The organism is Nocardia sp. NPDC023852, from assembly GCF_040639505.1.
Classification (GTDB): Bacteria; Actinomycetota; Actinomycetes; order Mycobacteriales; family Mycobacteriaceae; genus Nocardia.
On sequence record NZ_JBFAAB010000010.1, the window covers coordinates 76,727 to 103,160 of the forward strand.

Below are 26,434 nucleotides of genomic sequence, written 5' to 3' on the forward strand. Positions count from 1 at the left end.
CAATCGTGCCGGAGCGCTGGGCTCGCAACGGTATCGGGGTGATGGGAGTGTGGCGTGCAGGTTCTCGGATCGTGGAGCGATACCGCGACGATATCCGCCTTTGGCGGCGGGAAGGCCCGTGGACTGCACCGCTTGCATCGGGGTGGGTTCCGAGTCCCCGAATGGACCGTGCTCGGCACGGACGTCTGTGCCCGATTCCTCGCCGCATCCCCTTCGGTGAACGTGACCGACGTCACGTTTGCTGTGGATCTCGACGCGGCGCTCACCGCGGCCGAGGCGACGCGCGCGGCGATCGGCGCGACGCCCCTTCCGCCCGAGATTCGTGCCCTGATCGCCGAGGCCTACGACCGGCTCGGCGCGGGATCGATCGCGGTGCGCTCCTCCATGGCCGCCGAGGATGGGGCGGAGCAGTCCTACGCGGGCCAATTCGACATGTTCTTGAATGTCCACGGCTTGGACGCGGTGCTCGACCGGGTGCGGGACTGCTGGGTCTCGGCCTACTCCGAGCGGTCGGTCCGGTATGCCTTCGCCGAGGGGAAGCCGAGGGCGGTCGCGCCCGCCGTCGTGCTGCAACGGTTGATCGCGGCGCGGGCGAGCGGTGTCGCGTTTACCGCGAACCCGATCAGCGGCGCCTCCGACGAACTCGTGATCAGCGCGGTCTACGGGCTCGGCGAGGGATTGGTGTCCGGCGCGGTGGACGCCGACTCGATGGTGGTCGACAAATCCTCCGGTACGGTGCTGGAGACCGTAGTGGGGGACAAGGACCTGTACTACGCGCCGACGGACGGCCAAGGCCTCGTTGTCACCGAGGTCGACGAGTCACGGCGGGCCGAGCCGACGCTGTCCGAGGCTGAAATCGCCGAGGTGATAACACTGGGTCGCAGGGTGGAGGAGACCTTCGGCGCGCCCCAGGACATCGAGTGGGCAATCGACGAGGACGGCCTGTGGTTGCTGCAATCCCGGCCGATCACCACCGCGGTCGCCGTGCCGGACGGTGCGATTCTCCGCGGCGCCGGTGAGGATGTCGCCGACGACGAGAAGCGAATCTGGGACAATTCCAACATCATCGAAAGTTTCAGTGGCGTCACCTCACCGCTGACCTACACGACCGCCGCCGACATCTACGGCCGCGTGTACCACGGCTACGCGAAATCGCTGCGGGTGCCACGCGAGCAGCTGCGTCAGATCGAGAACTGGAGCTCGGTGCTGCTGGGGTATTTTCACGGCCGCGTCTACTACAACCTGCTGCACTGGTACCGGATGGTGGGCATCGCCCCCGGCTACCCGCTCAACCGCAAAGTGCTCGAGGCCGCCCTCGGCGTGGACGAGCCACTCGCCGATGACATCGCAAAGTCGCTGCACCCCTTCGCTTTTCGAAGCCCATTCGCCAAGGCGCGGTCCCGTGCGGTCACCACCGCGATCTATCTGCGCAGACTGTTCGGGATCGACGAGATGGTCGAGCGGTTCATGACCGACTTCTACCGCGTCTACGACGAGTACGACACCCTGGACTACACCGCGCTCTCCGGTGAGCAGGCGTATGCCGCATACCGCAGGGTGGACCAGGATCTGGTCGAACGCTGGGGTCCGCTGATGGTGCTGGACGCGATCCTGCTGACCTGCACCGGATTGATGTACCTGCTGACCAAATTGTTCCTGCCGAAGGCGCCGGAGTGGTTCCTCTACGCCGTGGTCGGGCCGGGCGCCGACGTCGAGTCGGCCGAACCGGCGCGTGCGATGCGAGCCATGGCCGAGTTGGTACGTGCCGATCCGGACCTGGCCGTGTTGGTGAATTCGACGAAGCCGGAACGGATTTACCCCGCGTTGGCCGCCCATCCGGAATTCCGCACACGGGTCGACGAGTACATCGACCGCTACGGCTACCGCAGTCTCGACGAGCTCAAACTCGAAACCCCTGATCTGCGCGAGGATCCGGCGAGCCTGTTCGTCATGCTGCGCAGCGCCATTCCGGACGCACCGCTGGGCCGTGGTGACGACGCCGAGGAGTACCTCGACGCGCATTTGGGTGGTCTCCGTCGCCGGATCTATGAACGATTGCGCGGCAAGGTTTCCCGTTGCGCCGCGCACCGTGAGCGGCTGCGATTCTGCCGTACGAGAGCCTTCGGTATGGTCAAAAGGATGATCCGCGTGATGGGCCGAGATCTGGCCGAGCGTGGCGTGATCGACGAGTTCTCCGATGTGTTCCACCTGACCGTGCAGGAGCTGCGCGGCAGCTACGAGGGGGCCGAGACCAGCGGTCTGCGCGGGCTGGTAGCGGCGCGGAAGGCGCAACGCGCTAAGGATTCCGGGCTGTCCGCCCCGGCGCGATTCGTCACTGTGGGGTCGACCTTCGGTCGCGCGGAACTGGCGAGCCAGGGGTGGGCTCCGATCACAGACACCCCGGCGGCCGACGCGGGGACGGTGCTTACGGGGACGCCTTCGGGCGCGGGCGTCGCCGAGGGAACAGCCGTCGTGGTCGACGAGCCGCGCGACGTCGCCGGCGGAATCCTGGTGGCCTACCGGACCGATCCCGGATGGGTGGCCGCGCTGCCCTCGGCCGCGGCGCTGGTGATCGAGCGCGGAAGCCCACTCACTCATGTGGCTATTGTGGCGCGAGAACTGGGCGTTCCGACGGTGGTCCAGGTCAAGGACATCACCAAAAAGATTCGGACCGGCATGAAGATTCGGGTGGACGGCACCAATGGAACGGTTACTGTGCTGTCCGAAGGAGACCGCCACGATGCGTAGTGACAAAGACGTTGCGGCAGTGCGACATTGGCTGGCCGAGCCCACGAGTACCGCGGGTATCCACCTGGCCGACGAGGCAGACGGGTGGGAGTTCCGCAGCTACGCCGAACTTGCCGAGCAGGCCTGGTCCATCGCCGCGCTGATGCGCGCGAACGGAATGAGCAACGGTGACGGCGCCTGTGTGATCATGCCGACCGGCTTCCCCTGCGTCGCCGCGTTCTACGCAGTGTGGGCCTGTGGCGGCGTCTTCACACCCGTCGCGCCACCGATGTTCGGCGACCTGGCCCAGATCGTCGCGCACATCGCGGCGATCCTGACCGCAGCGAGTCCCCGGCTGGTGGTGACCTCCCCGGAGTTCGAGCAGCTGGTGCGGCAGGCGGCCGAGGCTGCGGGCCGCACCGACGAGCCACTCGTGATCGATGCGGCGACCCTGCCCGTGCCGCCCGAGGTGCGCGAGTTCGGCGAACCGGACGAGTGTGCGTTGCTGCAATTCACCTCCGGCTCCACCGGCGCACCACGCGGAGTGCGGGTCAGCTGGCACAATCTGGCGAACAACATCGCTATGATCTCGACGTTGATCGACTGGCGTCATGGCGAGACAGCGGTCTCCTGGTTGCCGCTTTACCACGACATGGGTCTGGTCGGCTCGTTCCTGACCATCGTGACCAACCAGGGCGAGCTGTACCTGATGCGCCCCGACCAGTTCGTTCGTGATCCGGTGCGCTGGTTGCGCGCCATGGCACACGCCCAGCATTCCTCCTCGCCGTCGTTCGCGCTCGGCTACCTCGCGCACCGGGTGCGGCACGAGGAAATCGCCGACCTCGACTTGTCCGGCTGGCGCACGCTCGCCGTCGGGTCCGAACCGGTTGAAGTGGCCGATCTGCAGTCGTTCGCGAAACTCGCTGGCAAACAGGGCTTTTCGATGAAGGCCTACACGCTGGCGTACGGCCTCGCCGAGGCGACGCTGATGGTGACCTCGTCGGCACGCAACCGGCCGATCACCGCGCTGCGGATCGACAACCCCAGCCTGCGGTTCGGCGAGCCGGTGCGCATCCTGGACGAGGAGTTGCTCGATGACACGCACCGCGTCGAGGGTGCGGGGTGGATCACCGGACTCGGCTACTCGACACCCGAATCGACCGTGCGGGTTGTGGACGAGGAGGGACGGGAGCTGCCCGACGGGGTGCTCGGTGAGATGGTGGTGGTCGGTGATTCGGTGGCCCTCGGCTATTCTGACGATTCGGCCACCGCGTCCACCCGGATCACCGACGGCGCGCTCTACAGCGGAGACGCCGGTTTCCTGCACCGCGGTGAGGTTTTCGTGCTGGGGCGGATGGGGTCGAGCCTCAAAGTGCGTGGACGCTCGGTCTTCATGGAGGACATCGAATCGCGGGTGGCCGGGGAAACCGGGATCACCAAGGGCAAGCTCGCCGCCGTCGCGATCACCGATCCCGGCTCGCAGGGCATCGCGCTGTTCGCGGAGTCCGCACCTGGAGAGTGGATCACGGAGGCGCGCAAGATCATTCGCGGTGAACTCGGGCCCGCGCAGACGGTGACCATCGTCACCGGACCGCGCGGCATCATCCGGCGTACCTCCAGCGGCAAGCCGCGCCGCAGGCATATGTGGCAGCAGTTCCGTGACGGCGAACTGGCCGAAGCGGTGGTGCACGAAGCCGACGGCATCATGACGGCGGGCACGCTGGACGCGTACTCCGACGGCGTGGCCGAGGTGACGGCGACAGGCGAGGAGAACGGATCTGTCGCCGGTCCCGCCGCCGCGGGCGGCACACCGAAACCGACGTTGCCCGCCGACCGAGTGGCCATGCTGCTCGCCCACGCCATGGACAGCGTCGAGGTTCCGGCGAACTCGACCATCCTTTTCGAGGGCTCGCTCGCCGAAGGTTTCGGCAATGAGGGTTCCGATGTGGATTTTCTGGTCCTGGCGCCCGGCGACGAGGAACTGCCGACCTTGCCGACAGTGCTGTTCGTCGACGGCCGCCGGGTGGAGATCCGCACCTGCTCGGTGGCGCAGCTGTGCCGCCGGCTCGAGCGGGTGGCGCACGCCGCGACACCCAGTGAACTCGACGAGGACGTGCTCAATCGCTGCCAACGGTTTTTGCGCGCCAACGTGGTGCGCACCGCGCCGGATGCTCCCGACGTCACCGAGTTGCGTGCTCTGCTGCCGCATCCCACCTTCGCGGGCATCATCGCGGACTGGTGGCGCCGCCGTGCGCTCCACGCCCTGCGCTATGCCGCCGCGTTGCGGATCCTGCGGGCCCGCGACGAGGCCATCGGCTGGGCGCTCGACGGGCTGCTCCAGGCGATGAAGGGGTGGGCGGCCGGTCGCGGCGAAACCTATCTGGAAACCAAGTGGCTACCCCAGCAGCTGGATCGGATCGGCGGCGGCGACCTGATCGACCGTTACCGGGACTTGAGCGACCCGGCGGCGTGGGCGGATGCTGATGAGGCATGCGCCTTCGGCGACACCCCGTCCAGCGTCCTCGGCGTCGCGACCGCTCGCGCCCGGTCCGAAGCCCGACCCTGGGAACAGCTGATGGAGTTGGCCGCGGACCTCGGCGTAGCGGAACCGGTCGACGATCCACAGCGGATCCTGTTCGCCAGGGTCCCCGGCGTCACCACCTGGACGATCGGCTCACGCATCCACGTCTTGCGCGGCGACAGCGACGTCTTCGCGCTATCCGACAGCGGCGCCCCGGCGTGGCGGTCGGTGGTGTTCCGCCACTCGCTGGCCGACGTGCTGGCGCGCGCGCACCGCGACATCTCCGTCGAGCTGACCGAGTTCCTCCGGCTCGGGCTGGTCGGATTGCAGTGGCGCGGTGGTGAAATCATCACCCCGGCGCTTGCGATGTGCGCACCGCTGCGGCCCTATACCCCGGTGCCCTCGACGATCGCGCCCGCGCTCGGAGTGGAGGGCGCGGCTCGTGCGGATGCGGTCGCCACGCTCTCGCCGCTGCCTGCACGGCGCTTCACCGAATGCGCGCTGAACCTTGTGTGGTCGAACATCGTGCTGGAGAACGCGCGCGAGGATCTGGCGGGCGCGGTGAAGAACGCCCAGAGCGCGGTCGCCGACATCGCGGCGCATCGATTGGTGGCGATGTCCGTGCGGGTAGTGTTGTGCGCCTTCGGTTTCCATCCGCTGCCCGCCGACGTGGCTCCCGCCGCGACGCTGCGCCGGATCCTTCCCTCATCTGCCGCGCACCGTGATGACCTGCTCGCGGGACTGGACTCCGCTCAGCGCGTGCGCTTCTCGAAGATCATCGCCGCAGGCGGAGACGCCATGGCTGGTCTGGCAATACTCGACGACTTCGTCACCCTGGTGCGTCGGGTCGCCGCGGGAACCGATCCGACAGCAGGTGCGGCCGATTTCCCCGCCTCGTTCGACTCGCGCGAGCAATGGCGGCGCACGCTGGCGATCGGGTACGACTGGCTGCGCATCGCGGGCTATCTCGACACCGAACTGCCCTTGGACGAGGCGCGCGACCTGCTGGCCTCGGGTGGGCAGCAACCCCATCTACGGAAAAGGGGCCGGACATGACCGCCGCGGATCTCGCAGTGGCCGAACGGGTACGCGGGCTGATCCGTGCCATGGCGCCCGATCACGGGGCGCCCGCAGGTGACGACCGGCGGCTCGTGGAGGACCTCGGCTTCGATTCGCTGCGGCTGATGGAGCTGACCGTCGTGCTCGAGCGTGCGTTCGGCCTGCCGCGCTACCGGCCGGAGGAACTGGTTGGTGTCCGCCGGGTGGGCGAGGTGATTGCCCTGGTCGGGCACAGCGTGGCGGGAGGCTCGTCGTGACAGGCGGTGACACGGTGCTGGTCACCGGCGCCACCGGACTGGTCGGCGCCGAAGTGGTCGCCCGGCTCGCCGCGGCGAGCAGGCCGGTTGCTGCCGTGCTGCACAGCAAGGCGCGCATCGTCCGTAACGACGGCACGGAGATCGGCGCGGGCACCGCGGTCGCGGGCGACATCCGCGCCCCCGGCTTCGGTCTGTCCGACCGCGACCGGAACGATCTCGCCGAGCGGGTGGGGATGATCGTGCACTGTGCGGCGACCACGGCGTTCGACGCCTCCGAAACCGAGTACGACGAACTCAACGTGCGGGGAGCGGCGAACGCGATCGCCCTCGCCCGGCAGTGGGACGTGCCGCTGGTGCACGTCAGTACCGCGTATGTGTGCGGCATGCGGGGCGGGATCATCGCCGAGGACGAACTCGATCTGGGGCAGTCCTTCGGAAACGGTTATGAGCGCGGCAAGTTTCGGGCCGAGCAGTTGGTGCGCGCCGCGAGCGAGCAAGGTGTGCGCTCGGCCGTCGTGCGGCCCGGCATCGTGACCGGAGCGAGCGACACCGGCGTGATCCGCGAGTACAAGAACCTCTACACCGTCGTCAAACTCATGGTCGAGGGCAAGTTGCGCTCGCTGCCCGGTCGCTACGACGCGACCCTGTCGCTGGCGCCGGTCGACCACGTCGCCGACGTGGTGGCCGCGGCGGTCTTGGATTTCGACTCGGCACACGGGCGCACGCTGCACGCGCTCGGCCGCGACACGCTGTCGGTGCGCGAGATTTCGGATGTCCTGGCCGAGTACCCGTCGTTCGAGGTCGCGACGTTCGTGCCGGCAGCGACCTTCCGCGAGGAGGACCTCGGTGCGATCGAACGCGAATACTACCGGCGAATCGGGAAGCTCTACACCAGTTACTTCCACCGCCGCCTGGTCTTCGACACCACACACGCCGAGGTGTTGACCGGCAGACCATCCCCGCCGACCGGCAAGGAGTACCTGCGGTTGCTGCTCGACCATTGCCTGGAATCCGGCTACCTCGGTGTCCCGCTCCCGAGTATCGAGGAAGTGCTGGCCGGCAACGACTTCGACGGAGCAGGCCGGTGAACACTCCGCCGCGCGAGCTGCTCGCCGCGCTGACGCCGCAGCCGGAGAAGGTGGACGCGTATCTGGGTGACACCTACCTGCAGGAGACCGTCGATCAGCTGGATCATCTCGGCATCGATGCGGGGAAGTTCGCCAGGGAGCATTCCCTGCTGCTGCTCAAGCCGGACGCGGTCGTCGCGAGGGCGATCGAGCCCACACTGCAGTGGCTGGGGGAGAACGGGTTCCGGGTCGTGTCGGCCCGCCGCGTCCTGGCGGACCGGCACCTGGCCCGCGCGTTGTGGTACTTCACATGGAACATCGCCTCGCCCGAGCGCAGGCGGCTGGCCGATCTGCTAGTTCGCATCGCGGACGTGCTGGTGCTGGTGGTGCGAGGCGAGGACGGCGACCTGCCGGTCCCGGTCCGGCTCACCGAGGCGAAAGGCGCGACCGACCCGCGCAAGCGCAAGCCGGGCGAATTGCGTTACCTGCTCGGGCGCCACAGCTATCTGCTGAATCTGGTGCACTCGCCCGACGATCCCGCCGACGTGCTGCGGGAACTCGCCATCTACCTCGACGAGCGAAGCAGGGCGACGGTGCTCGCGCAGATCGCGACCGGCGCCGACCGTGCGTCCGACGCCGTCGCGATCGCCCGAGACCTCTACGCGCACGTGCCCGCCCGCAGCTTCGACCGGGGCGACGCACTGGAGCGCATCCTGCGTGACCTCGAGCGGGCCGGGGTGTCGGTCCCGTCCGAGTTCGATCCGACGGCGGACGCGGACTGCGCGCGCCTGCTGGACGCCGCGTGGGCCGAGGATCGAGAGCTCGACCCGTGGTCGGTGATCGTGCTCGGGTCCCACGTACTTCCCATGCGGACGGGTACGCAGCCGCAGGCGCTGCGGCCGGTGTCGGCGCAAGAATGGTTGGAGAAACGACCGTGAATGTTCAAACTGTGAAGACAGCGACCCACCTCCGCACGATCTCCCGCGAGTTGGCGCACCGATGCGCGGTGTCGGAGGTGTTCGTCACCTCGCTGGATGCCCTCGGCGAGGACGAATTCGTGGTCGGCGCCCAACTTCCCAGAATGCATGCTTATTACGGTGACCACGCCGGACAGCTGGGCCTGCACTACGACCCACTGTTGGTTATGGAGGCGGCTCGGCAGGCCGCCATCGCGCTCACCCACGAGTTCTATGGCGTGCCGCCGGAGATGGCCTTCATCGTGCGCACCTTCAACGGCACCGGCGCCGGCACCGCTGCGTGGAATATCGCCACGGCGCCGGCGGATCTGGTGATGAAGGTCCGGGTGCCCCGACGCCACCACAGCGGTGACACGCTGATCGGGCTGGACATGGTGCTCGAAATCGATGCCGGCGCCGAGTCGATGATGACGGTCGACGGATCGTTCTCTTGGACGACGCCGCAGCACTGGTCGGCACTGCGCTCCACGTTTCGCGACAGCCTCGGCCTCGGCCCATTCGCCGGCGCCGCCGCGCACACCGAACGCGCCGATTGCGCCGCGGTGGGCAGGGAGAACTGGCGCAACGTGGTGATCGGCCCGCCAGAGCTGGCCGGCGCGGTCGCTCGTGCGGCGCTGGCGCCGGACCTCAACCACCCCTTCCTGTTCGACCACCAGCTCGATCACGTGCCGGGCAGCCTGCTGATCGAGGCGTGCAGGCAGACCGCGCTGGCCATGGTGATCCCGCAGCTGCCCCGGCTCGAGTGCGTCGGCAGCATGTTCGAGCGGTTCGTCGAATTGGACCGTCCCGCCGAATGCGTCGCCGAGATCACCGGCAGCCAAGCCGATCGGACCGTGGTGCACTGCGAGATCCGCCAATGCGGCGCGGTCGCCGCCGCGGTCGACCTCGAATTCGCCGAGGACGACCTGGTCACCGACCAGGAGGACGTGGACCTGAACGTGGACGGCATCTGATGGGCATCGAACTGCTCACCACCACCCGGGCCTTCCGTCGCCGGTTGGACCTGACCCGCACGGTGGCCCGCCAGGATCTGCTGGACTGTGTGCGGATCGCGGTCCACGCGCCGAGCGGAAGCAATCGCCAGCCGTGGCGCTTCGTGGTGGTGCAGGACTACCAGACGAAGCAGCGGATCGCCGAATACTACCGAAAAGCGTTCGCCGCCAACATTTCCGGTCGCACCCCGCGCCCCGACGAGCTCGGCGACCTGTCCTCCGCCCGCCACCTGGCCGACCATCTGCACGAGGTGCCCGCGCTGGTGCTCGTCTGCTCGATCGGTCGCCCGCCAGAAGCCGCCTCGCCGCTGCGCCTGGCGAGTTTCTACGGCTCGATCTATCCGGCGGTGTGGAACTTCATGCTCGCGCTGCACGAGCGCGGGCTCGGTTCCTGCCTCACCACCGCGCATCTGTACTACGAGCGCGAGATCGCGGAGTTGCTCGGCATCCCGTTCGACGAGGTGGGACAGGTGGCGCTGATCCCGGTGGCGCATCTGCGGCCGGGGCCGTCCGTGGCCGCTCGACGCGCGCCCGCCACCGAGGTGACCATGTGGGATCGGTGGGGCACAGCATGAGCGTGCTCGCCTCCGCCACGCGGATCACCCGCTTCACCGCGGTGATGTACAAGCCGCATTATCTGCTCTACGGCATCCTCTGGGTGCTCGCACTGGAGGGCACCGCCGCGCTGGTGACCGGCCTGGACTGGCATCCGGCCGTTGCCACCGTCGTGCGCATCGTGGTCGTCGCGTTCGTGCTGTTGTACCTCCGCATGGTCGACGAGCAGAAGGATCTCGAATACGACCGTGTGCACAATCCCGATCGTCCCTTGGTCACCGGCGCGGTCAGGGCCGCCGACCTGCGTATTGCCATGGTCCTCATAGCGGTCGGCGCCGGCGCCGCGAGTCTCGCGCTGTCGGTCGGATCGGCCGTGATGATCGCCACGGCACTGGTTTACGGGCTTGCGCTGTGGGGCATGGAGCGCCTTTTCGAGATGATCCGGACGAACATTCTGCTCAACCTCGTTGTCACCTATCCGGTGCAGCTACTGGTCACCGCATATGTCATCGTTTCGGCGATCGACACCGGCGCCGTCGGCGCGCGGTGGCAGGCCGTGGCTGTCGCTGTCGTCTTCGCGGGGGCTTTCCTCCAGTTCGAGTTCGCGAGGAAGACGACCCGGGCCGGGCGTTCGGACGCGATGCTCTACTCGAATGTCTTGGGCGCAAAAGGCAGTGCGGCCGCCGCGCTGCTGTGTGCCGCGGTGGCCGTGGCGGGCGATCTCGCGTTGGTCCGGCCGTGGGAGCGTTCGGGGCTCGGAAGTGTGATCGCCTGGATCGCGTTGCCGCTGTTGCTGATTCCTGCCTTCGGCTCGTGGCGGTTCGTCGCCGGGGTTCGGCCGGATCATCCGGTGCTTCCCGCGGTCGTGTTCATTCTCGCGCTCTACCTCGTCCTCATCGCGCAGGCTCTGGTCCTTCCCTGAACGGCGCGCTTCGGTCGGGTCGAACTCGACCGGTCTGCCCGATTCTGGTGAGATTACCTCTGAGGGATTGCGACTCCAGGATGGTGCGATGGCCCCGGCCCCGGGCGGGCCACACCGGAGTTGCTGAGGAAAGGGTTGCGGTGCACACCATGATGCGGCGGATAAGCGGAGGCGGTGGCCTGCTGGTAATCGCGGCCGGACTCGTCCTCACGGGAGCCGGGACCGCCTCGGCCGAACCGGCGGGCTGTTTCGTCGACCGCGGGCTCACCGACGCCGCCGCGCTCTGCCATAGCGGCGAGGGGACTTCGGTGCTGGAGGCCGAGTGCCTCGGCTTCTTCGTCCCGCCTGCGCGGTCCGAACCGGTGTTCGGCTACTACAGCGGATTCGAGTCACAACAGACGCCGGTCGGCAGGGCGATGCGCGTCACATGCGTATCCGACAACACACTGGGTATCGCGACCGCCGCGTTCGTGATGCCTACCGCGCCATAAGCCGTGCGGCAGGAACGGAACCAGGAAGGCGCTAGCTCGGCCGGGCCTCGAGCACATTGTCGGGCGCCACGGTCGGCACGAGGCTCGTCAGCGTGAACCCGTGGCGGGCGAGGAACTCGCGGTACTCGGTCTCGGTTCGCTCCCGGCCGCCTGCGTTGACCAGCATCTCCAGGTCGATGTACTTGCTCGGGTGCGGACCGGTGTGTTCGGGAATGACCAACTCGATGATCAGCAACCGCGTGTCGGGCGTCATCGCCGCCCGTACCGCGCGCAGAATGCGGCCCGCCTCCGGCTCGGCCCAGTCGTGCAGGATGTGTTTGAGGATGTAGGCGTCGCCGCCCTTCGGGACGGTGTCGAAGAACGATCCGCTCTCGACCGAGCAGCGGTCGGCCAGGCCGAGTTCGGCGAACCGGGCAGGCGCGGACTCCACCACCTCGGGCAGGTCGAACAGGACCCCGCGTGAGCGTGGTGCGCGGCGCAGGATTTCGGCGAGCAGGGATCCTTCTCCGCCGCCTACGTCGACGATGGTCTCGTAGCGGCCGAAATCATAAGCCGCGAACAGCGGTTCCATTGCCAGGGTGCTGATGCTCGTCATCGCGCGGTCGAACAGCTCGCCGAGTTCGCGATCGCTCTGCACATAGTCGAAGAACGGCATCCCGTCCAGCTCCTCGCCGACCGGTTTGCCGGTGCGGACGGCGTCGACCAGGTGCGACCAGTGGTTGCGGTGGCCAGGCGAACCGAAGAACAGCACTGCGTCGCGCAGCGACACGTCGGCGTCGCGGCGCAGCGCCCGCGCCATCGGCGTCAGTGCGTACCTGCCGTCCCGGCGCTGGGTGAAGATGCCGTGGCTGATCAGCAGCCGCAGCAGCCGCCGCAACGCGTCCTCGTCGGCGCCGACCGCCGCGGCCAACTCCGCACTCGACCGTGGCCCCGCCGCGAGCTCGTCGGCTATCCCGAGCGCAGCCGCGGCATGGATCGCCTGGGTGATCCATCCGGCGGCGATCAGCTCCATCAGCGCGATATGTCCCGGCACCAGCTTGCGGAACGCTACCGCCAGCACAGTGCGGACCGATTCGACAGCGTGCACCAGCCGCTGCGGTGGGATTCTCGGCCGGTTGGACGCCATAGTGACTCCCTCCGTCGAAGGTCGGCGCTCTGTGCTCGTCTAGGAGCGTACGTCCCAGTGGGTCCGTTCGGGCTCACACACGGGAATGCGCGCTCTGACCTGCGGACCGGGATGGTCGAGGGCCGGTGGTAGTCATCGGTCGTTTCGGGCAGCTGAGCTCGGGTCTCCACTCGTGCGCCCGTGGAGATCACTGGTGTGCGATGCGCCCAGAGGCGGGAATCATCGCGGAATCGATGGTGGTCGTGGCAGTGCCGAATCAGCGCAGGGTGTCGGACGAGGAGTACCTACATCATCGACGTCGACACACGCGGCGGTTCGGGTGTGTTTTCCTCTCAGTACCCGCGGGCGGGATCGATCGGTGCAAGCAGCTCGCGCCCGGCGAGGAACCGCGTGACATTCTCACCGACGTGATCCGCGAACGCCGCGAACCGCAACTGCGGCGGATTCGAATCATGCGGCGTGACAATGGCATTCGGCAGCTCCCAGAGCGGGTGGCCGTCCGGAAGCGGTTCCGGGTCGGTGACGTCCAGCCCGGCGCCACCGATCGCACCCGACGCCAGCGCCGCCACCAGGGCGTCGGTGTCGATGAGGCTGCCGCGAGCCACGTTGACGACCCAGGACGACGGCTTGAGCCGGGAGAGTTCGTCCGCGCCGAGGAGGTGCCTGGTGTCGGGAGTGGCGGGCGCCGCGATGACCACATGGTCGGTGCGCGGCCAGATCCGGGCGAGATGGTGGGCGGAGAGCGTCTCGACGGTGTCCGGGATGCCGGGACCGGTGACCGGTCGCCCGCTGCGGTTGACCGCGATCACGTGTGCGCCGAGCGGAACCAGCATCGGGATCAGTGCGCGGCCGATTCCACCCGCGCCGACGATGGTCACCGTCTTGCCGCGCAGCGTGCCGACGTGCGGAAAGAAGTCCTGTTGGCGCCAGCGCGCGGCACGCAGGTGTTCGGGAAGATACCGGACGCCCGCGAGCAGCAGCATGAGCGCGTGCTCGGCCACGCTTGCCGCGAAAGCGCCTGCGGCGGAGGTGAATCGGACATCGGGATACTTGGCGAAGATGCCCGTGGCGAGCCAGTCCTCGATGCCGGCGGCGGGAAGCTGCACCCACTCGACGGTGGCGGGCAGCTCGTCCGGGAACTCACCGGGACCACCGGCCCAGACCAGCGCGCGCGCTTCGTCGAGTTCCGACACCGTGGCCCCCGCCTCCTGCACCGCCTTCTCCACCAGCGCGGGAGGAGGTTCGGCCGGGCCCACCGCGATCGGTACTGCCGGTCGGCTCATGGATGGACCTCCTTCGGTGCGATACGGCGTGGTCGGTGGTGGTGCGAACAGGTGAACGACGACCCACGGTCGCCGCAGCGACGGTAGCATCGCCGCCTGGTCGTGGAACGGCGCAGTGTCGCACAGCACCCGCCCACATCGGCCCTCGCTAGTTCTCGTCCAGATCTGTCTGCGCGTCCAACTCGGCGTCCACCTTGTCCCGGTCGGCCCACTCCAGCAGTCGATCCAGGTGGAACACCGCGTCATCGATGCCCGCATGCAGGTCGCCGAGTTCGGCGAAGCGGGCGGGGACGGTGGACATGGTGAAGTCGCGCGGATCGATGTCGGAAATCTCGTCCCACCGCACCGGTGTGGAGACCGTCGCAGCGTGGACGCCGCGCACCGAGTACGCGGCGGCGATCGTGTGGTCGCGTGCATTCTGGTTGTAGTCGACGAACAGCAGTTCCGGGTCGCGGTCGCGGCGCCACCAGGTGGTGGTCACGTCGTCGGGCGCACGCCGCTCGACCTCGTGGGCGAAGGCGAGCGCGGCGCGGCGGACGTCCTTGAATCCCCAGTTCGGCGCGATCCTGACGTAGATGTGCAGACCTTTGCCACCGGAGGTCTTCGGCCAGCCGACCGCGCCGAGTTCGTCGAGCACCTCGTGCACGACTCCGGCCACCCGCCGCACTCGCGACCACGGGCAGTCCGGCATCGGGTCCAGGTCGATGCGCCACTCGTCAGGCCTTTCGGTGTCAGCGGCGCGGGAGTTCCACGGATGGAACTCGACCGTCGACATCTGCACCGCCCAGATGACATCGGCGAGTTCCGTGACGCAGAGCTCGTCGGCGTGCCTGCCGTAGCGTGGGAAGAATACCCGCACGGTGGTAATCCAGTCCGGCGCGCCCGCGGGCAGCCGTTTCTGGTGCACTTTGTTTCCCGCCAGCCCTTTAGGGAACCGATGCAGCATGCATGGCCGGTCGCGCAGCGCGTTGACGATGCCGTCCCCGACGCTCAGGTAGTACTGCACCAGGTCGAGCTTGGTCGCGCCGGTCTCCGGAAAGTAGACCCGGTCCGGGTTGGAGATGCGGATCGTGCGGCCGCCGACCTCGAGTTCGATAGCCGGCGCCGCAGACTTGCTGGCCACGCGTCCGACCCTAACCGATGCCCCGGACAGGTTTCGGGCGTTGCACCGTTCTGGTATGCATACGAGTATGAGCAAGGCGGCGCGCGTGACGGTCACACTGGATCCCCAAGTGGCCGCATGGGCCAGGGAGGCCGCCGATCGCCAGAACCGCAGCCTTTCCTCCGTGATCAACGCCGCGCTGCGCACCACGCTCGTGCACGAGAGCCTGACCGCGCTGGTCATCGATGAGGAGGCCGAGCTGGCCGCCGCGTACGACGACGTGCGGCTCACCCAGGCCGCCGAGCGCGATGCCGGTGGCGCGGCATGAAGCGCGGCGAGGTCTGGCGCTACTCTCCTACGCTGCGCGACGGCGCCTTGTTTCCGCGGCGTCCGACCGTCGTGCTGGTGTCCGACTCGGCGGTGATCACCTCGCATTACCGCTGGCTGCACGTCGTCCCGCTGCGCGACGCGGACCCGGGCCATGTACTGGCCACTCGGACCGAGCACGGCTGGGCGGACACCCTCGAGCTGCTCCGCGCCTACCGGCCGTGGCTCACCGAACAGCTCGGCGTCCTGACCGCGGCTGAGACGGAATCCCTCGACGCGAGACTGCGGGCGACGCTCAGTCTGTGAGTGCCCTTGTGCGCCAGGGAGTTTTACGATCCCAATGCCCGAGATGCCGCTCTCCGAGGTGCCGCAACGCAGGTCCAGCGCTCGAAGAGAACCGGCCACGGGTCGTCGTCGAATCCGGCGGGCGCCGGACACGCGATCGGCCGACCAGCCGGGGACGGCCGCGGTGCGGCGATCCGAGCGGCTGTCGGCCTAGCGGCCGTCATCGACTGCCGCCGAGTGGGGATCACGAATGTTGCTGCACCCAAAGGCGGTAGCAGGCCGCGGGCGTGCGGGCGCGCGCCTGTTTCGGCACCTGCGCACCGCTATGTGGGCATGGCCAGAGCGAACGGCAGGACCGCGTCGGCTCCTGCGGCCCGTAGCGCGTGGGCGGTGACGGTGAACGTCCAGCCGGTATCGGTGAGGGTGTCCACCAACAGGATCGGGCCTGTTACGTCGATGAGGTCGGGAACCTCCCATGCGTCGAACAGTCCCGCGACCCGGTGTGCGGAGTTCGCCGCGGAGACCGGCGGCCGGTCCGGACGGGTCCGCAGCGTGCCGAGGTCGCGTAGGCGGCCGACTTCGGCGAGCCGCGCGGCGAGGCTGGCGGTCAGCACGGGATAGCGGGGGGATTCCAGCGCCATCACCGCGGCGGGGCGTGCTGCCCAGTTCCATTCGCGCAGCACGGCGATGCACGCGTCGAAGACCGGGTCGGGGACGGGGGCGTCCGGGCCGTCGAGCAACGCGCGCAGGCGCTGTCCCCAGCCGAGGTCGGTGAGCCTACCGAGGACACGGCCGGTCTCGGCGCCGCCGGAGATCTTGCCGGACAATGGGATTCCGAGCTTCGCCATGCCGGTGGGCCACTGCTTGCGTGGAGCGAGGTCGATGCCGGGGCGATCGAGGCGAGCTCTGGTCGCGGCAACGGCATCGGCGGCCACGGTGCGGTCGGGGCGGGCCCCGGTGCAGTTGTCGCAGCGGCCGCAGCCGGGCGAATCCGCTCGGCCCGCGGGCAGTCCAGGGTCGTCGAGCTGACGCCGCAGGAACTCCATCCGGCAGCCGGAAGTCGACTGAAAGTCGACCATGGCCTGCTGTTCGACCTCGCGGGCGGCGGACAGGCGCTCATAGCGTTCGGTGTCGTAGATCCACGGCTGTCCGGTGGAGATCCAGCCGCCGCGTACCCGGCGCACCGCGCCGTCCACGTCGAGCACTTTCAGCACCATGTCCAGCCGGGAGCGGTTCAGCTCCACCAGCGGTTCCAGCGCCGCCGTCGACAGCGCCCGGTCGGAGTCCAGCGCGTCGAGTACCGCGCGCACGATATGTTCGCGCGGAAAGGCTACGGAGGCGAAGTAGCTCCAGATCCGCGCGTCCTCGGGGCCGGGTAGCAGGATCACCTCGGCACGGTCGGTGCCGCGCCCCGCGCGACCGACCTGCTGGTAATAGGCGATAGGCGAGGACGGCGCGCCGACGTGCACGACGAACCCGAGGTCGGGTTTGTCGAATCCCATGCCCAGCGCCGAGGTGGCGATGAGCGCCTTCACCTCGTTGTTCAGCAGCGCGGCCTCCAACCCCTCGCGTTCGGCGGGGTCGGTCTGGCCGGTGTAAGCGGCGACCCGATGGCCGTGCGAGTTCAGCACGTCGGCCAGATCGTGCGCGGCGGCGACGGTGAGTGTGTAGACGATTCCGGAGCCGGGCAACCGGTGCAGATGGCCGCTGAGCCAGGCGGTGCGCTCCACCGCGTCGTCGAAGCGGACCACCGACAGGTGCAGCGATTCGCGATCCAGCGTGCCGCGCAGCACCAGGGTGTCGGTGCCGATCTGGGTGGCGACGTCGGTGACCACTCGGTCGTTGGCGGTCGCGGTGGTCGCGAGCACGGGCACGTCCGAACCGAGATCGGCGATCAGGGTGCGGATACGGCGATAGTCCGGCCGGAAATCGTGGCCCCAGTCCGACACACAGTGGGCCTCGTCGATCACCACAAGTCCCGCGTCCGCGGCGAGCCGGGGCAGAACATGGTCGCGGAAGTCCGGGTTGTTCAGCCGCTCCGGGCTGACCAGCAGCACATCGACCGCGCCATCGGCGACCCGCGCGTGGATCTCGTCCCATTCGGTGACGTTGCCCGAGTTGATGGTCGCGGCGACCACCCCCGCACGCTGGGCCGCCGCCACTTGGTTGCGCATGAGGGCCAGCAGCGGCGAGACGATCACCGTCGGCCCGCGCCCGGCCCCGCGCAGCAGCTTGGCCGCGATGAAGTACACCGCCGACTTCCCCCAGCCGGTCCGCTGTACGACCAGTGCCCGGCGTCGCCGCACGACCAGCGCCTCGATGGCGGTCCACTGGTCCTCCCGCAGCCGCGCGCCCGGTCCGGCCAGCTCGCGCAGCAGATGCTCCGCGCGCTCGCGCAGGTCGGGGGCGGTGAGGTCGATCGCAGGGACATCGGTCGCCGTGGTCATGCGCTTCATCGTGCCCGACGGTACCGACAGACGGCGATGCGCCGCGACCGCGGAGCCCGACCGGCGTGACATCCGCAACTCCGAGGCGCGGCGCCCGCACCTGAATGACGGGGCCGGTACGACGTGCGGCCATCAGGCATGGAAACTCTCGGGGCCGCGGCGGCCTGGTCGTCACGCGGCCGCGCGAGCCGCCACTGACGCGTTCCGGCCGGAGTGCGGGGTAGACCCCGCCGAAAGGACCGCGTGCGGTCAGTCGGGCCTGGTAGCCGCCGCCAATTCGACCAACCGGGCGCGGACCAGGTCCGGCCGTTCTTCTGCGATGAAATGGCCGCATTTCTCCACCAGCTCCAGGCGATAGTCGTCGGCCCGTGCCGTCTCTTCGGCGGCGAGTGAAGGGTGGATCGCCGCGTCTTCGACACCGAACAGGGTGCGGATTGGAACGGTTGCGCGGCGTCGCTCACCGCGCCCTGCGGATCGGGGTACTTCACGCAGCAGGAAGGTGCGATAGGTCTCGGTCGCGGTGCGCGCGCAGACCGGGTCACGGAAGCGGTCCGCGTACGCGCGAACCACCTCGGGCCCGAACTCCGCACGATGGCGTACAGCGCCGGGGAAGATCAGCTGTTCCAGGAACCTGGTGCGCTGATGCAGGTACCGGCCGAACGTCGCGACCGGCGGCTGATAGACCAGGAACCGCCACGCGTGCGGGAGGAAGACGCGCGGCGTCTGCCACGGGTGGGCGATGTTCAACGCCAGCAGCGCGTCGAACCGCTCCGGCGCACGCAGTACGAGCAGGTGGGCGATGTACCCACCCCAGTCGTGCCCGACCAACAGGACGCGGTCGAGGCCGAGGCCGTCGAGCAGCGCGAGCACGTCCGACGCGACGTCTTCCTTCGCCCACCGATGCGGCGCGGCACCCGACCAGCCGTAACCCGGCAGATCCGGTGCGATGATCCGCAGCCCGTCCGGCGGCTCCGCGAGCAGATGGCGGTAGGCGTAGTGGTGTTGTGGCCAGCCGTGCAGCGCGAGCACCGGCCGTCCGTCGGAGGGGCCTGCCTCCGTGACGTGGAAGCGAACGCCGCGCGCGGTGACGAACGACCGCCGCACGCCGCGGATCTCCGGCGGACCGGCCGCCGGGTCGGAATCAGAAGCGGGCGAGAAGAACGATGGCCGCCAGGGCATAGCCGATCGTATCGGGTGAACTGTCGCGAAACCCAGACCGGGCGCCCCGTTTTCTCGCGTGCGATTGATACCGCATCCACCGCGAATCCACCCTGCGGGACGGACAATGGGCTGAAAATATTTCCGTCACAGGGAAACCGCGCAGGAGGCCAGAATGTCGAGTAACTATCAGCCGCCTGCGGGCTGGGCTCCGCCGGGAGCCCAATTCCGTACCAGCGGAAATTTTTCGCGTACCGCGCTCGGCACCCTCGTCAGTGTGGTGGTGACGCCGATCGGAATCGGCTTGGCAGCCAAAGGCGCACTCGACACCAGACAGTGGGTGATCGTCGGCAGTGCGGGCGACAGATGGGGCTCCAACGGGCAGATCATCGGCGGCGCGCTGCTGCTGTTCCTGGTCGCGCTATCGGCTGCGTACGCACCCGCGGGCACGGTAATCGCGGGCCTGGTGTGGGGTCTGCTGCCAGGCGTCATGCAGATCGTGTCTCCGGAAGACACCTGGCGATTGATCGACGAGTCATCCGTGCTCTCGCCGGAACTGCGCCTGGCCGTGCACAACTGGGTGCTCGGCGGCTTCGCCCTCGTCATCGGCCTGATGCTGATCGCGGCCGGTATCGCGGCCACGTTGCGCAGGCGCTGAACACCTGCGGATCTCGCACCGGGCGAGCCCAACTCGCCCGCCGCGAGATCCCGCCGGTGTGTTCACCCCTTCACGCAGAGCACCTGGTGCAGCGTCGCCACTACGTCGACCAGATCGCGCTGTGCGGCGATGACCTCGTCGATGTCCTTGTACGCGGCCGGGATTTCGTCCACGACGCCCGCGTCCTTCCGCGACTCGACACCCTCGGTCTGGGCGATGAGATCGGCGACGCTGAACTGCCGCTTGGCCGCGTTGCGGCTCATCCGTCGCCCCGCGCCGTGCGACGCCGACTGGAAAGAGGCCGGATTGCCCTTGCCGCGCACCACATACGAGCGGGTGCCCATGGAGCCGGGGATCAACGCCAGATCACCCTCGCCCGCGCGCACGGCGCCCTTGCGGGTCACCAGCATCGGCACGCCGTCGATGAGCTCCTCCGCCACATAGTTGTGGTGGCAAGTGATCGGCTGCTCGAAACGCACCCTGCGACTGGTGAATTCGTCCTGCACCGCGCGGCACACCAGGGCGAGCATCACCGCGCGGTTGCGTGCGGCGTACTCCTGCGCCCAGGTGAGGTCGCGCCGGTAGGCGTCCATCTCGGCTGTCCCGGAAACGAATACGGCCAGATCGCGGTCGGGCAGATCGACGTTGTGCGGCAGCGTCCGCGCGATCGTCATGTGCCGCTCGGCGAGCTCCTTGCCGATGTTGCGGCTACCGGAGTGCAGCAGGATCCATACCGTGTCGTCCTGGTCCAGACAGATCTCGATGAAGTGGTTTCCGCCGCCGAGCGTGCCCATCTGCTTGTGCGCCTTGGACTCTCGCGCGTGCACTCGGTCGTCGAGGGCCTTGAACGAACCCCAGAAGCGATCCCAGCCCGTGCGCAGCGTCGCGGTGCTCGCGCCGAGCGCGGCCACGTCCCCGCCGAGCTTGGTCACATTCACCGCGTCCGCGTGCGCCTGGAAACCGACCGGCACCGCGGCCTCGATCCGCGATCGCAGCGAATGCAGGTTGTCCGGTAGGTCGGCGGCGGTGAGATCGGTCCGCACGCTCTCCATGCCGCACCCGATGTCCACACCGACCGCGGCGGGCGACACCGCGCCCTTCATCGCGATCACTGAGCCGACCGTGGCCCCCTTGCCGAGGTGTACGTCCGGCATCACGCGGACGCCGTGCACCCATTTCAGCCCGGCGATGTTCCGCAGCTGCCGCAGCGCGGCCTGGTCGACCTCGTGCTCGTGGGCCCACATCAGCGTCTGCGCCCTGGTACCACGCAGCTCGACGGGAAACATGGTCTCGATCCTTTCGTTGGTCCGCACGATCAACGGTAGGCATCGAGGACGGGCGACGCACCCCGATTATCGACCGACCGGACCGTTTCGCCTCAGCCGCCGAAGCGATGCTGCGGCCGGTCCAGCGCCGCGCGGTAGGCGCGCTCGGCGTTCCCGTGGGCGAGCGCGGTGACCAGCTGCTCGGCGTCGGCGGCGGTGATCGCGTCGGCGGCGATCCACTCGTCGATCAGCGTGCCGAGTCCGTGCCGCCAGAGCAGGGCGCCGAGGTAGTGCAGTTCCGGCAGCCGGTACCCGCCCGAGGCGTAGCACAGCGCGCGGAACGGAGCGAGTTCCAGCGCCTCGGCGAGCACAGCCCCGGCGCGCTGTCCCACGTACGGGATGGTGAGGCCCAGGTCCAGGTGGACGTGCTCGAAGACGTGCGCGAGGTAGGCGGCATGGCGATAGAAGGGCCAGCAGCGCAGCAGCAGCACCGAGAGCCCGGTGCCGGTTGTCTTGCGCAGAAAGTCGTCGAGCAGCAACGGGTCCGAACGGTGCAGTCGAAGATGCGAGTCGCCGAACCCGGTGTGGACCTGCAACGGGAGGCCGAGTTCGGCCCCGATACGCGCGCCGAGACCGACCAGCCAGCCGAGTAGGTGCGGGTCGGTGAGTTTGCGTTCGGGCGCGAAGCTGGTGGGCGGATGATCGCGCAGCGGAAAGTCCAGACCGCACCGGTAGGCGACGGTCGTCTTCAGCCCGACGGCATTCGTGGCCCGGGCACGCAGCTCCGCTTCGATCCGGTCGTAGACGCCCGACACCGCGCCGACCTCGGCGACGACCTGTTCGGCGACGTCTTCCAGACGCACGATCTCGTGGACCGCACCGCCCGCCAGCTCGCCGAAATCTTCCGTGCCGCCGCCGATGCCGGTGTCGAGAAACCATCGGGTCACGCCTGTCGCGCGCAGCAGCCGCGCGGCGACCTCGCGTCCGCCGAGCCCGGCGCGATGACGGAGGTAGACGTCCGGACCGACATGGGCGGGCAGGTCGAGCGCTGGGGCGCACCAGCGGCGCACCGCGAGCCCGATCGCGGAATCGAAACTGCCGGATGCGCCTTCGCCGAGCAACCGCTCGAAGCCGGGCCGGTCCAGATCACCGGTGACCACGCCGTGACAGTGCTGGTCGGTGAGCGGAACGCCGTCGGTGAGCACGCTAGAACCGCCAACGGGTCACGGCGACGAGCTCGTCCGCGCTCGCGGCGGTGTACCGTTCCGCTTCGGCTCGGCGCACGGTGAGCAGCGCGTCGTGCAGCTCCACGCCCATCGCGGTGGCCAGCACCGTGGACTCGGCGAGGCGGTCGGCGGCTTCGGCCGGCGTGGTGGGCAGTCGGCGCACACCCGACATCATGAGCGCTTCCGCATCGAAAGTCGCAGGGTCACCGTTGATTTCGGTGGGCAGGCGTAGTTCCTCCGCGATTCCGGACAACCCGGCCGCGATCACCGAACCGACGATCAGATACGGGTTTCCGGTCGCGTCGAAACATTTGATCTCGGCGTTGGCGGCCCAGTGCTCGGTGCCACGCACCCCGGTGATGAAACGCAGCGCTGCCTCCCTGGCCTCGCGACCCCAGCACTGCCACACGCCGGCCCAGCGCGAGGGCTCCAGCCGCAGGAAGCTCGCCGGATTGCCCGCGCCGATCGCGACCAGCGCGGGCAGTTCGCGCAGCACTCCGGCCAGAAACGCTTCGCCGGTCCGCCGCATGCCGTACGGGCCCGCACCGCCGGCGAGCAGTGGCCCCTCGTCGTCGTGCACGGACAGGTGGAGGTGTGCTCCGGAACCGGTGCCATCCGGCGTGATACATGGTGCCAGCAGCGCGCGCCACCCATGGCGCGCGCTCACCTGGCGAATCGTGTGCCGAACCAGCACCGCCTCATCGGCGGCGGCGACCGGCGGTGACGGTTCGATCGACAGTTCCAGCTGAGCGAGCGCGGATTCGGGGTGGAACTGGTTGACCGTGATGCCCTGTTTGGCCAGCGTCGCGACCAGGTCCTTGGCGTACTCGGCGACCTGACCGAGCCGCACGATGCCGTACGCCGGGCCGCGGATCGCGGGCGTGAAGCCGTCCGTGTCGTCGTCCCGGCCGACGGACCATTCGGTCTCGAAGGCCATCGACAGGTGAAGCCCCGTCGCGTGCGCCGCCTCGGCCTGGCGTGCCGCGAAGTAGCGCTGGCAGGCGGCGAAGCGCGTGCCGTCCTGGGTGAACTTGTCGGCGGGCGCCCACGCCCAGCCCGGCTGGCAGGCCAGCTCGGTCAGCATCGACAGGTCCGGGACGAGCCGCAGATCACCGTCGGGACCGCCCAGATATCGCCCGACCGTCATCACATCGTCGAAGGTGAAGGTCTCGAAGCACGGTGAGACGCCGACCCCGAATCGGGCCGCCTGGTGCAGCCGCTGCTCGGGCACTGCCTTCACCCGCGTGATGCCCGCGTTGTCGACGAAACTCAGAGCGACCATCGACGCATCCAACCTGCCGATCAATACGTTGGCGTCACCGTCGGCGGGGATTCGATCCGGCGTCCTGACCATGTGCACCACGATAAACCTTACGGGCGCAAAGCAAGTCGAAACTGTGTGGGCTGGTCGCGCTGATCAGAGGCGGTATATGGCCGCACCGAGCAGGTGGAATCGGTGGTTTACCGGGTGCGTAGGCTGTACCCCATGACGGTAGGAACGACAACCGATCCGGATGTGCGCGCGGTGGTGCACGAGGCCGCGCGCAAGGCTCGGGTCGCGTCGCGGGCGCTGGCTCAGCTGACGACCGCGCAGAAGAACGACGCGCTGCACGCCGCCGCCGACGCGCTGCTGGCCGCGGCCGACCGGGTGCTCGCCGCCAACGCCGCCGACATCGCCGCGGCACAGGCGGCCGGTATCGAGGAGTCGCTGCTCGACCGGCTGCGCTTGACCGAGGCCCGCATCGACGGGATCGCCTCCGGGCTGCGCCAGGTGGCCGGGCTGCCTGATCCGGTGGGCGTGGTCGTCCGCGGCTCGACGTTGCCGAACGGCCTGGAGATCAAGCAGGTCCGGGTCCCGCTCGGCGTGGTCGGGATGGTGTACGAGGCCAGGCCCAACGTCACCGTCGACGCGTTCGGGCTCGCGCTCAAGTCCGGCAACGCTGCCCTGCTGCGCGGCTCGTCCTCGGCGGCTCGCTCCAACGCCGCACTGGTTGCGGTGCTGCGGGAATCGCTTGTGGCACAGGATATTCCGGCCGACGCCGTGCAACTGCTGCCGAGCGAGGACCGCTCCAGCGTGACCCATTTGATCCAGGCGCGCGGCCTGGTCGACGTGGTCATTCCACGCGGCGGCGCGGGCCTGATCAACGCGGTCGTCCGCGACGCGCAGGTGCCCACCATCGAGACTGGAACCGGCAACTGCCACGTCTACGTGCATGCCGCCGCCGACCTCGACATGGCCGAGCGGATCGTGATCAACGCCAAGACCCGCCGCCCCAGCGTCTGCAACGCGGCCGAGACCGTCCTCATCGACGCCGCGATCGCCGACACGGCCGTGCCCAGGCTGACCAAGGCACTGGAGGAGCACGGCGTCACCATCCACGGCAACCTGCCCGGACAGATTCCGGCCACCGACGCCGACTGGGGTGAGGAGTATCTCACCCTCGACATAGCGCTCGAGGTGGTCGACGACCTGAACGCGGCGGTAGAGCACATCAATACCTGGGGCACCGGCCACACCGAGGCCATCGTCACCGGCGAGTTGGCCGCCGCCCGTGAGTTCACCAGCCGCGTGGACGCCGCGGCCGTCATGGTGAACGCCTCCACCGCCTTCACCGACGGTGAGCAATTCGGCTTCGGCGCCGAGATCGGCATCTCCACCCAGAAGCTGCACGCCCGCGGCCCGATGGCCTTGCCGGAACTGACCTCCACCAAGTGGATCGTCTGGGGTGCGGGGCAGATTCGGCCTGTCTAGTCGCGGACAACGCACCGGAAGCCGAGATGGCACGTCGCGATACTTCTCATAGCCCCTATCGAACCGGCCGCGGTATTTGTCAGCCCATTCCCGCGGCACGTAGTGCGGCGCGCCCGCGCCCCGGGCACAGGTACATGAACCACGGCTTGCCGGTGGCGATCACCTTCGCGTCCCACACCGCCGATGTCCGTTGGACTTTTGCGTCATCGCGGACCTGAGCGGTGTGCACTCAGCGAGGGCCGAGCCGCGGCGTCGGTGCTCTCATCCAGTGGCAGGACCACAGACCCCGACGTCGAGTCGGCGTCTTCGAGGCGCTGCCGTAGCGTGGTGGGTGGTTGGAAGGGAAGGTGGTGCGTGGTGTCGGAGAGTGCAGGTCAAGAACCGGTCTTCGGATCGGTGGAAGACGTGGTCGACCGGTTGGCGAGCACGGGATACCTGGCGGACAAGGCCACCGCGACCTCGGTGTTCCTCGCCGATCGGCTGGGCAAGCCGCTGCTGATCGAGGGGCCGGCGGGTGTCGGCAAGACCGAGTTGGCGCGCGCGGTCGCGCAGGCTTCGGGCGCCGAGCTGGTCCGTCTGCAGTGCTATGAGGGCGTCGACGAGGCGCGCGCGTTGTACGAGTGGAACCACGCCAAGCAGATCCTGCGCATCCAAGCCTCCAGTGAAAACGACTGGGAGGAGACGAAGGCCGACGTCTTCACCGAGGAGTTCCTGCTCTCCCGGCCGCTGCTCACCGCGATCCGGCGCACCGAGCCGACGGTGCTGCTGATCGACGAGACCGACAAGGCCGACGTCGAGATCGAAGGGCTGCTGCTCGAGGTGCTCAGCGACTTCGCGGTGACCGTCCCGGAACTGGGCACCATCACCGCCAGCCGCAAGCCGTTCGTCGTCCTCACCTCGAACGCCACCCGCGAGCTATCCGAGGCGCTCAAGCGCCGCTGCCTCTACCTGCACCTGGACTTCCCGGACGAGGAGCTCGAGCGCCGCATCCTGGCCAGCCGGGTCCCTGAGCTGTCCGCCGCGGTCGCCGCGCAGCTGGTGCGGATCGTGCACGTCCTGCGCGGCATGCAGTTGAAGAAGCTGCCCTCGGTCGCTGAATCGATCGACTGGGGACGCACGTTGCTCGCTCTCGGGCTGAAGGATCTGGACGACACCACGGTCCGTGCCACCCTCGGTGTCCTGCTCAAACACCAGAGCGACCACCAGCGCGCGTTGGCCGAACTGAAGCTGGCCTGAA

The 26,434-nt window shown here is 68.6% G+C and carries 23 protein-coding genes; 14 read left to right on the forward strand and 9 right to left on the reverse strand.

Annotated elements, in window-relative coordinates; translation table 11 throughout:
- The first annotated feature begins 54 nt into the window (after positions 1–54).
- The 9 genes from AB0H00_RS16110 (at position 55) to AB0H00_RS16150 (ending at position 11,568) form a co-directional block, all read left to right on the forward strand.
- Entirely contained in the window at positions 55–2,748 is a 2,694-nt protein-coding gene (locus AB0H00_RS16110) for a phosphoenolpyruvate synthase (RefSeq protein WP_357266366.1), read from the forward strand.
- The gene (locus AB0H00_RS16115) at positions 2,741–6,304 is read left to right on the forward strand and encodes an AMP-binding protein (protein ID WP_357266368.1); all 3,564 of its coding nucleotides are present in this window, start codon (positions 2,741–2,743) and stop codon (positions 6,302–6,304) included. Before AB0H00_RS16110 ends, AB0H00_RS16115 begins: the two co-directional genes overlap by 8 nt.
- Positions 6,301–6,564: an acyl carrier protein gene (locus AB0H00_RS16120; protein WP_357266370.1), complete on the forward strand. Its 264-nt coding sequence runs from the start codon at positions 6,301–6,303 to the stop codon at positions 6,562–6,564. Before AB0H00_RS16115 ends, AB0H00_RS16120 begins: the two co-directional genes overlap by 4 nt.
- Positions 6,561–7,652 carry an SDR family oxidoreductase gene (locus AB0H00_RS16125; RefSeq protein WP_357266372.1) on the forward strand — a complete coding sequence of 364 codons (1,092 nt, stop codon included), beginning with the start codon at positions 6,561–6,563 and terminating at the stop codon, positions 7,650–7,652. Before AB0H00_RS16120 ends, AB0H00_RS16125 begins: the two co-directional genes overlap by 4 nt.
- Complete coding sequence (locus tag AB0H00_RS16130; protein WP_357266374.1) at positions 7,649–8,569, forward strand: nucleoside-diphosphate kinase; 921 nt, start codon at positions 7,649–7,651, stop codon at positions 8,567–8,569. The genes AB0H00_RS16125 and AB0H00_RS16130 overlap by 4 nt, the downstream gene beginning before the upstream one ends.
- Before the next feature lie 11 nt (positions 8,570–8,580).
- Positions 8,581–9,561, forward strand: coding sequence for a ScbA/BarX family gamma-butyrolactone biosynthesis protein (locus tag AB0H00_RS16135; protein WP_357266376.1), 981 nt, complete (start codon positions 8,581–8,583; stop codon positions 9,559–9,561).
- A complete protein-coding gene (locus AB0H00_RS16140; protein WP_357266377.1) occupies positions 9,561–10,175 on the forward strand; it encodes a nitroreductase family protein in 615 nt (204 codons plus the stop codon). Before AB0H00_RS16135 ends, AB0H00_RS16140 begins: the two co-directional genes overlap by 1 nt.
- Positions 10,151–11,077, forward strand: coding sequence for a hypothetical protein (locus tag AB0H00_RS16145; protein ID WP_357266379.1), 927 nt, complete (start codon positions 10,151–10,153; stop codon positions 11,075–11,077). Before AB0H00_RS16140 ends, AB0H00_RS16145 begins: the two co-directional genes overlap by 25 nt.
- 140 nt (positions 11,078–11,217) lie before the next feature.
- On the forward strand, positions 11,218–11,568 hold the full coding sequence (locus AB0H00_RS16150; protein ID WP_357266381.1) for a hypothetical protein: 351 nt from the start codon (positions 11,218–11,220) through the stop codon (positions 11,566–11,568).
- 31 nt (positions 11,569–11,599) lie between these two features.
- Here the strand turns inward: AB0H00_RS16150 and AB0H00_RS16155 are convergent, their stop codons facing one another.
- From AB0H00_RS16155 to ligD, 3 genes are all read right to left on the reverse strand, one after another.
- A complete protein-coding gene (locus AB0H00_RS16155; RefSeq protein WP_357266383.1) occupies positions 11,600–12,694 on the reverse strand; it encodes a methyltransferase in 1,095 nt (364 codons plus the stop codon).
- Between the two features lie 332 nt (positions 12,695–13,026).
- Entirely contained in the window at positions 13,027–13,977 is a 951-nt protein-coding gene (locus AB0H00_RS16160) for a D-isomer specific 2-hydroxyacid dehydrogenase family protein (protein ID WP_357266385.1), read from the reverse strand.
- Between the two features lie 148 nt (positions 13,978–14,125).
- A complete protein-coding gene (gene ligD, locus AB0H00_RS16165) occupies positions 14,126–15,100 on the reverse strand; it encodes a non-homologous end-joining DNA ligase (RefSeq protein WP_357266387.1) in 975 nt (324 codons plus the stop codon).
- A gap of 55 nt (positions 15,101–15,155) precedes the next feature.
- Here ligD and AB0H00_RS16170 point away from each other — a divergent pair, with 55 nt between their 5' ends.
- Positions 15,156–15,407 (forward strand): hypothetical protein, encoded by a 252-nt coding sequence (locus tag AB0H00_RS16170; RefSeq protein ID WP_357266389.1) that lies wholly within the window; start codon positions 15,156–15,158, stop codon positions 15,405–15,407.
- A complete protein-coding gene (locus tag AB0H00_RS16175) occupies positions 15,404–15,712 on the forward strand; it encodes a hypothetical protein (protein ID WP_357266391.1) in 309 nt (102 codons plus the stop codon). The genes AB0H00_RS16170 and AB0H00_RS16175 overlap by 4 nt, the downstream gene beginning before the upstream one ends.
- A gap of 302 nt (positions 15,713–16,014) precedes the next feature.
- On the opposite strand, the gene AB0H00_RS16180 is transcribed toward AB0H00_RS16175, so the two are convergent.
- Complete coding sequence (locus AB0H00_RS16180; protein WP_357266393.1) at positions 16,015–18,138, reverse strand: RecQ family ATP-dependent DNA helicase; 2,124 nt, start codon at positions 18,136–18,138, stop codon at positions 16,015–16,017.
- A 249-nt stretch (positions 18,139–18,387) separates the two neighbouring features.
- Positions 18,388–19,317 carry an alpha/beta hydrolase gene (locus AB0H00_RS16185; RefSeq protein ID WP_357266395.1) on the reverse strand — a complete coding sequence of 310 codons (930 nt, stop codon included), beginning with the start codon at positions 19,315–19,317 and terminating at the stop codon, positions 18,388–18,390.
- 154 nt (positions 19,318–19,471) lie between these two features.
- Here AB0H00_RS16185 and AB0H00_RS16190 point away from each other — a divergent pair, with 154 nt between their 5' ends.
- Complete coding sequence (locus AB0H00_RS16190) at positions 19,472–19,954, forward strand: hypothetical protein (RefSeq protein WP_357266397.1); 483 nt, start codon at positions 19,472–19,474, stop codon at positions 19,952–19,954.
- A gap of 62 nt (positions 19,955–20,016) precedes the next feature.
- Here the strand turns inward: AB0H00_RS16190 and AB0H00_RS16195 are convergent, their stop codons facing one another.
- The 3 genes from AB0H00_RS16195 to AB0H00_RS16205 all read right to left on the reverse strand — a co-directional run bounded on the left by AB0H00_RS16195 (position 20,017) and on the right by AB0H00_RS16205 (position 23,799).
- Positions 20,017–21,240, reverse strand: a complete 1,224-nt coding sequence (locus AB0H00_RS16195) for an RtcB family protein (RefSeq protein WP_357266619.1) — start codon at positions 21,238–21,240, stop codon at positions 20,017–20,019.
- A gap of 92 nt (positions 21,241–21,332) precedes the next feature.
- Positions 21,333–22,424: an amidohydrolase family protein gene (locus tag AB0H00_RS16200; RefSeq protein ID WP_357266399.1), complete on the reverse strand. Its 1,092-nt coding sequence runs from the start codon at positions 22,422–22,424 to the stop codon at positions 21,333–21,335.
- A 1-nt stretch (position 22,425) separates the two neighbouring features.
- Positions 22,426–23,799, reverse strand: coding sequence for a glutamine synthetase family protein (locus AB0H00_RS16205; protein ID WP_357266400.1), 1,374 nt, complete (start codon positions 23,797–23,799; stop codon positions 22,426–22,428).
- Positions 23,800–23,931: 132 nt separating this feature from the next.
- Here AB0H00_RS16205 and AB0H00_RS16210 point away from each other — a divergent pair, with 132 nt between their 5' ends.
- Entirely contained in the window at positions 23,932–25,197 is a 1,266-nt protein-coding gene (locus AB0H00_RS16210; protein ID WP_357266402.1) for a glutamate-5-semialdehyde dehydrogenase, read from the forward strand.
- A 79-nt stretch (positions 25,198–25,276) separates the two neighbouring features.
- Here the strand turns inward: AB0H00_RS16210 and AB0H00_RS16215 are convergent, their stop codons facing one another.
- Complete coding sequence (locus tag AB0H00_RS16215) at positions 25,277–25,426, reverse strand: hypothetical protein (RefSeq protein WP_357266650.1); 150 nt, start codon at positions 25,424–25,426, stop codon at positions 25,277–25,279.
- 125 nt (positions 25,427–25,551) lie between these two features.
- Between AB0H00_RS16215 and AB0H00_RS16220 the strand changes: the two genes are divergently transcribed.
- A complete protein-coding gene (locus AB0H00_RS16220; protein WP_357266404.1) occupies positions 25,552–26,433 on the forward strand; it encodes a MoxR family ATPase in 882 nt (293 codons plus the stop codon).
- Position 26,434 lies beyond the last annotated feature (1 nt).

Bases quoted from the DNA above. Each gene is read 5' to 3' on its own strand.
- AB0H00_RS16115 (WP_357266368.1), top strand. From the start codon at position 2,741: ATGCGTAGTGACAAAGACGTTGCGGCAGTGCGACATTGGCTGGCCGAG.
- AB0H00_RS16120 (WP_357266370.1), top strand. From the start codon at position 6,301: ATGACCGCCGCGGATCTCGCAGTGGCCGAACGGGTACGCGGGCTGATC.
- AB0H00_RS16140 (WP_357266377.1), top strand. From the start codon at position 9,561: ATGGGCATCGAACTGCTCACCACCACCCGGGCCTTCCGTCGCCGGTTG.
- AB0H00_RS16155 (WP_357266383.1), bottom strand. From the start codon at position 12,694: ATGGCGTCCAACCGGCCGAGAATCCCACCGCAGCGGCTGGTGCACGCT.
- AB0H00_RS16160 (WP_357266385.1), bottom strand. From the start codon at position 13,977: ATGAGCCGACCGGCAGTACCGATCGCGGTGGGCCCGGCCGAACCTCCT.
- AB0H00_RS16170 (WP_357266389.1), top strand. From the start codon at position 15,156: ATGCATACGAGTATGAGCAAGGCGGCGCGCGTGACGGTCACACTGGAT.
- AB0H00_RS16175 (WP_357266391.1), top strand. From the start codon at position 15,404: ATGAAGCGCGGCGAGGTCTGGCGCTACTCTCCTACGCTGCGCGACGGC.
- AB0H00_RS16180 (WP_357266393.1), bottom strand. From the start codon at position 18,138: ATGACCACGGCGACCGATGTCCCTGCGATCGACCTCACCGCCCCCGAC.
- AB0H00_RS16185 (WP_357266395.1), bottom strand. From the start codon at position 19,317: ATGCCCTGGCGGCCATCGTTCTTCTCGCCCGCTTCTGATTCCGACCCG.
- AB0H00_RS16190 (WP_357266397.1), top strand. From the start codon at position 19,472: ATGTCGAGTAACTATCAGCCGCCTGCGGGCTGGGCTCCGCCGGGAGCC.
- AB0H00_RS16195 (WP_357266619.1), bottom strand. From the start codon at position 21,240: ATGTTTCCCGTCGAGCTGCGTGGTACCAGGGCGCAGACGCTGATGTGG.
- AB0H00_RS16205 (WP_357266400.1), bottom strand. From the start codon at position 23,799: ATGGTCAGGACGCCGGATCGAATCCCCGCCGACGGTGACGCCAACGTA.
- AB0H00_RS16210 (WP_357266402.1), top strand. From the start codon at position 23,932: ATGACGGTAGGAACGACAACCGATCCGGATGTGCGCGCGGTGGTGCAC.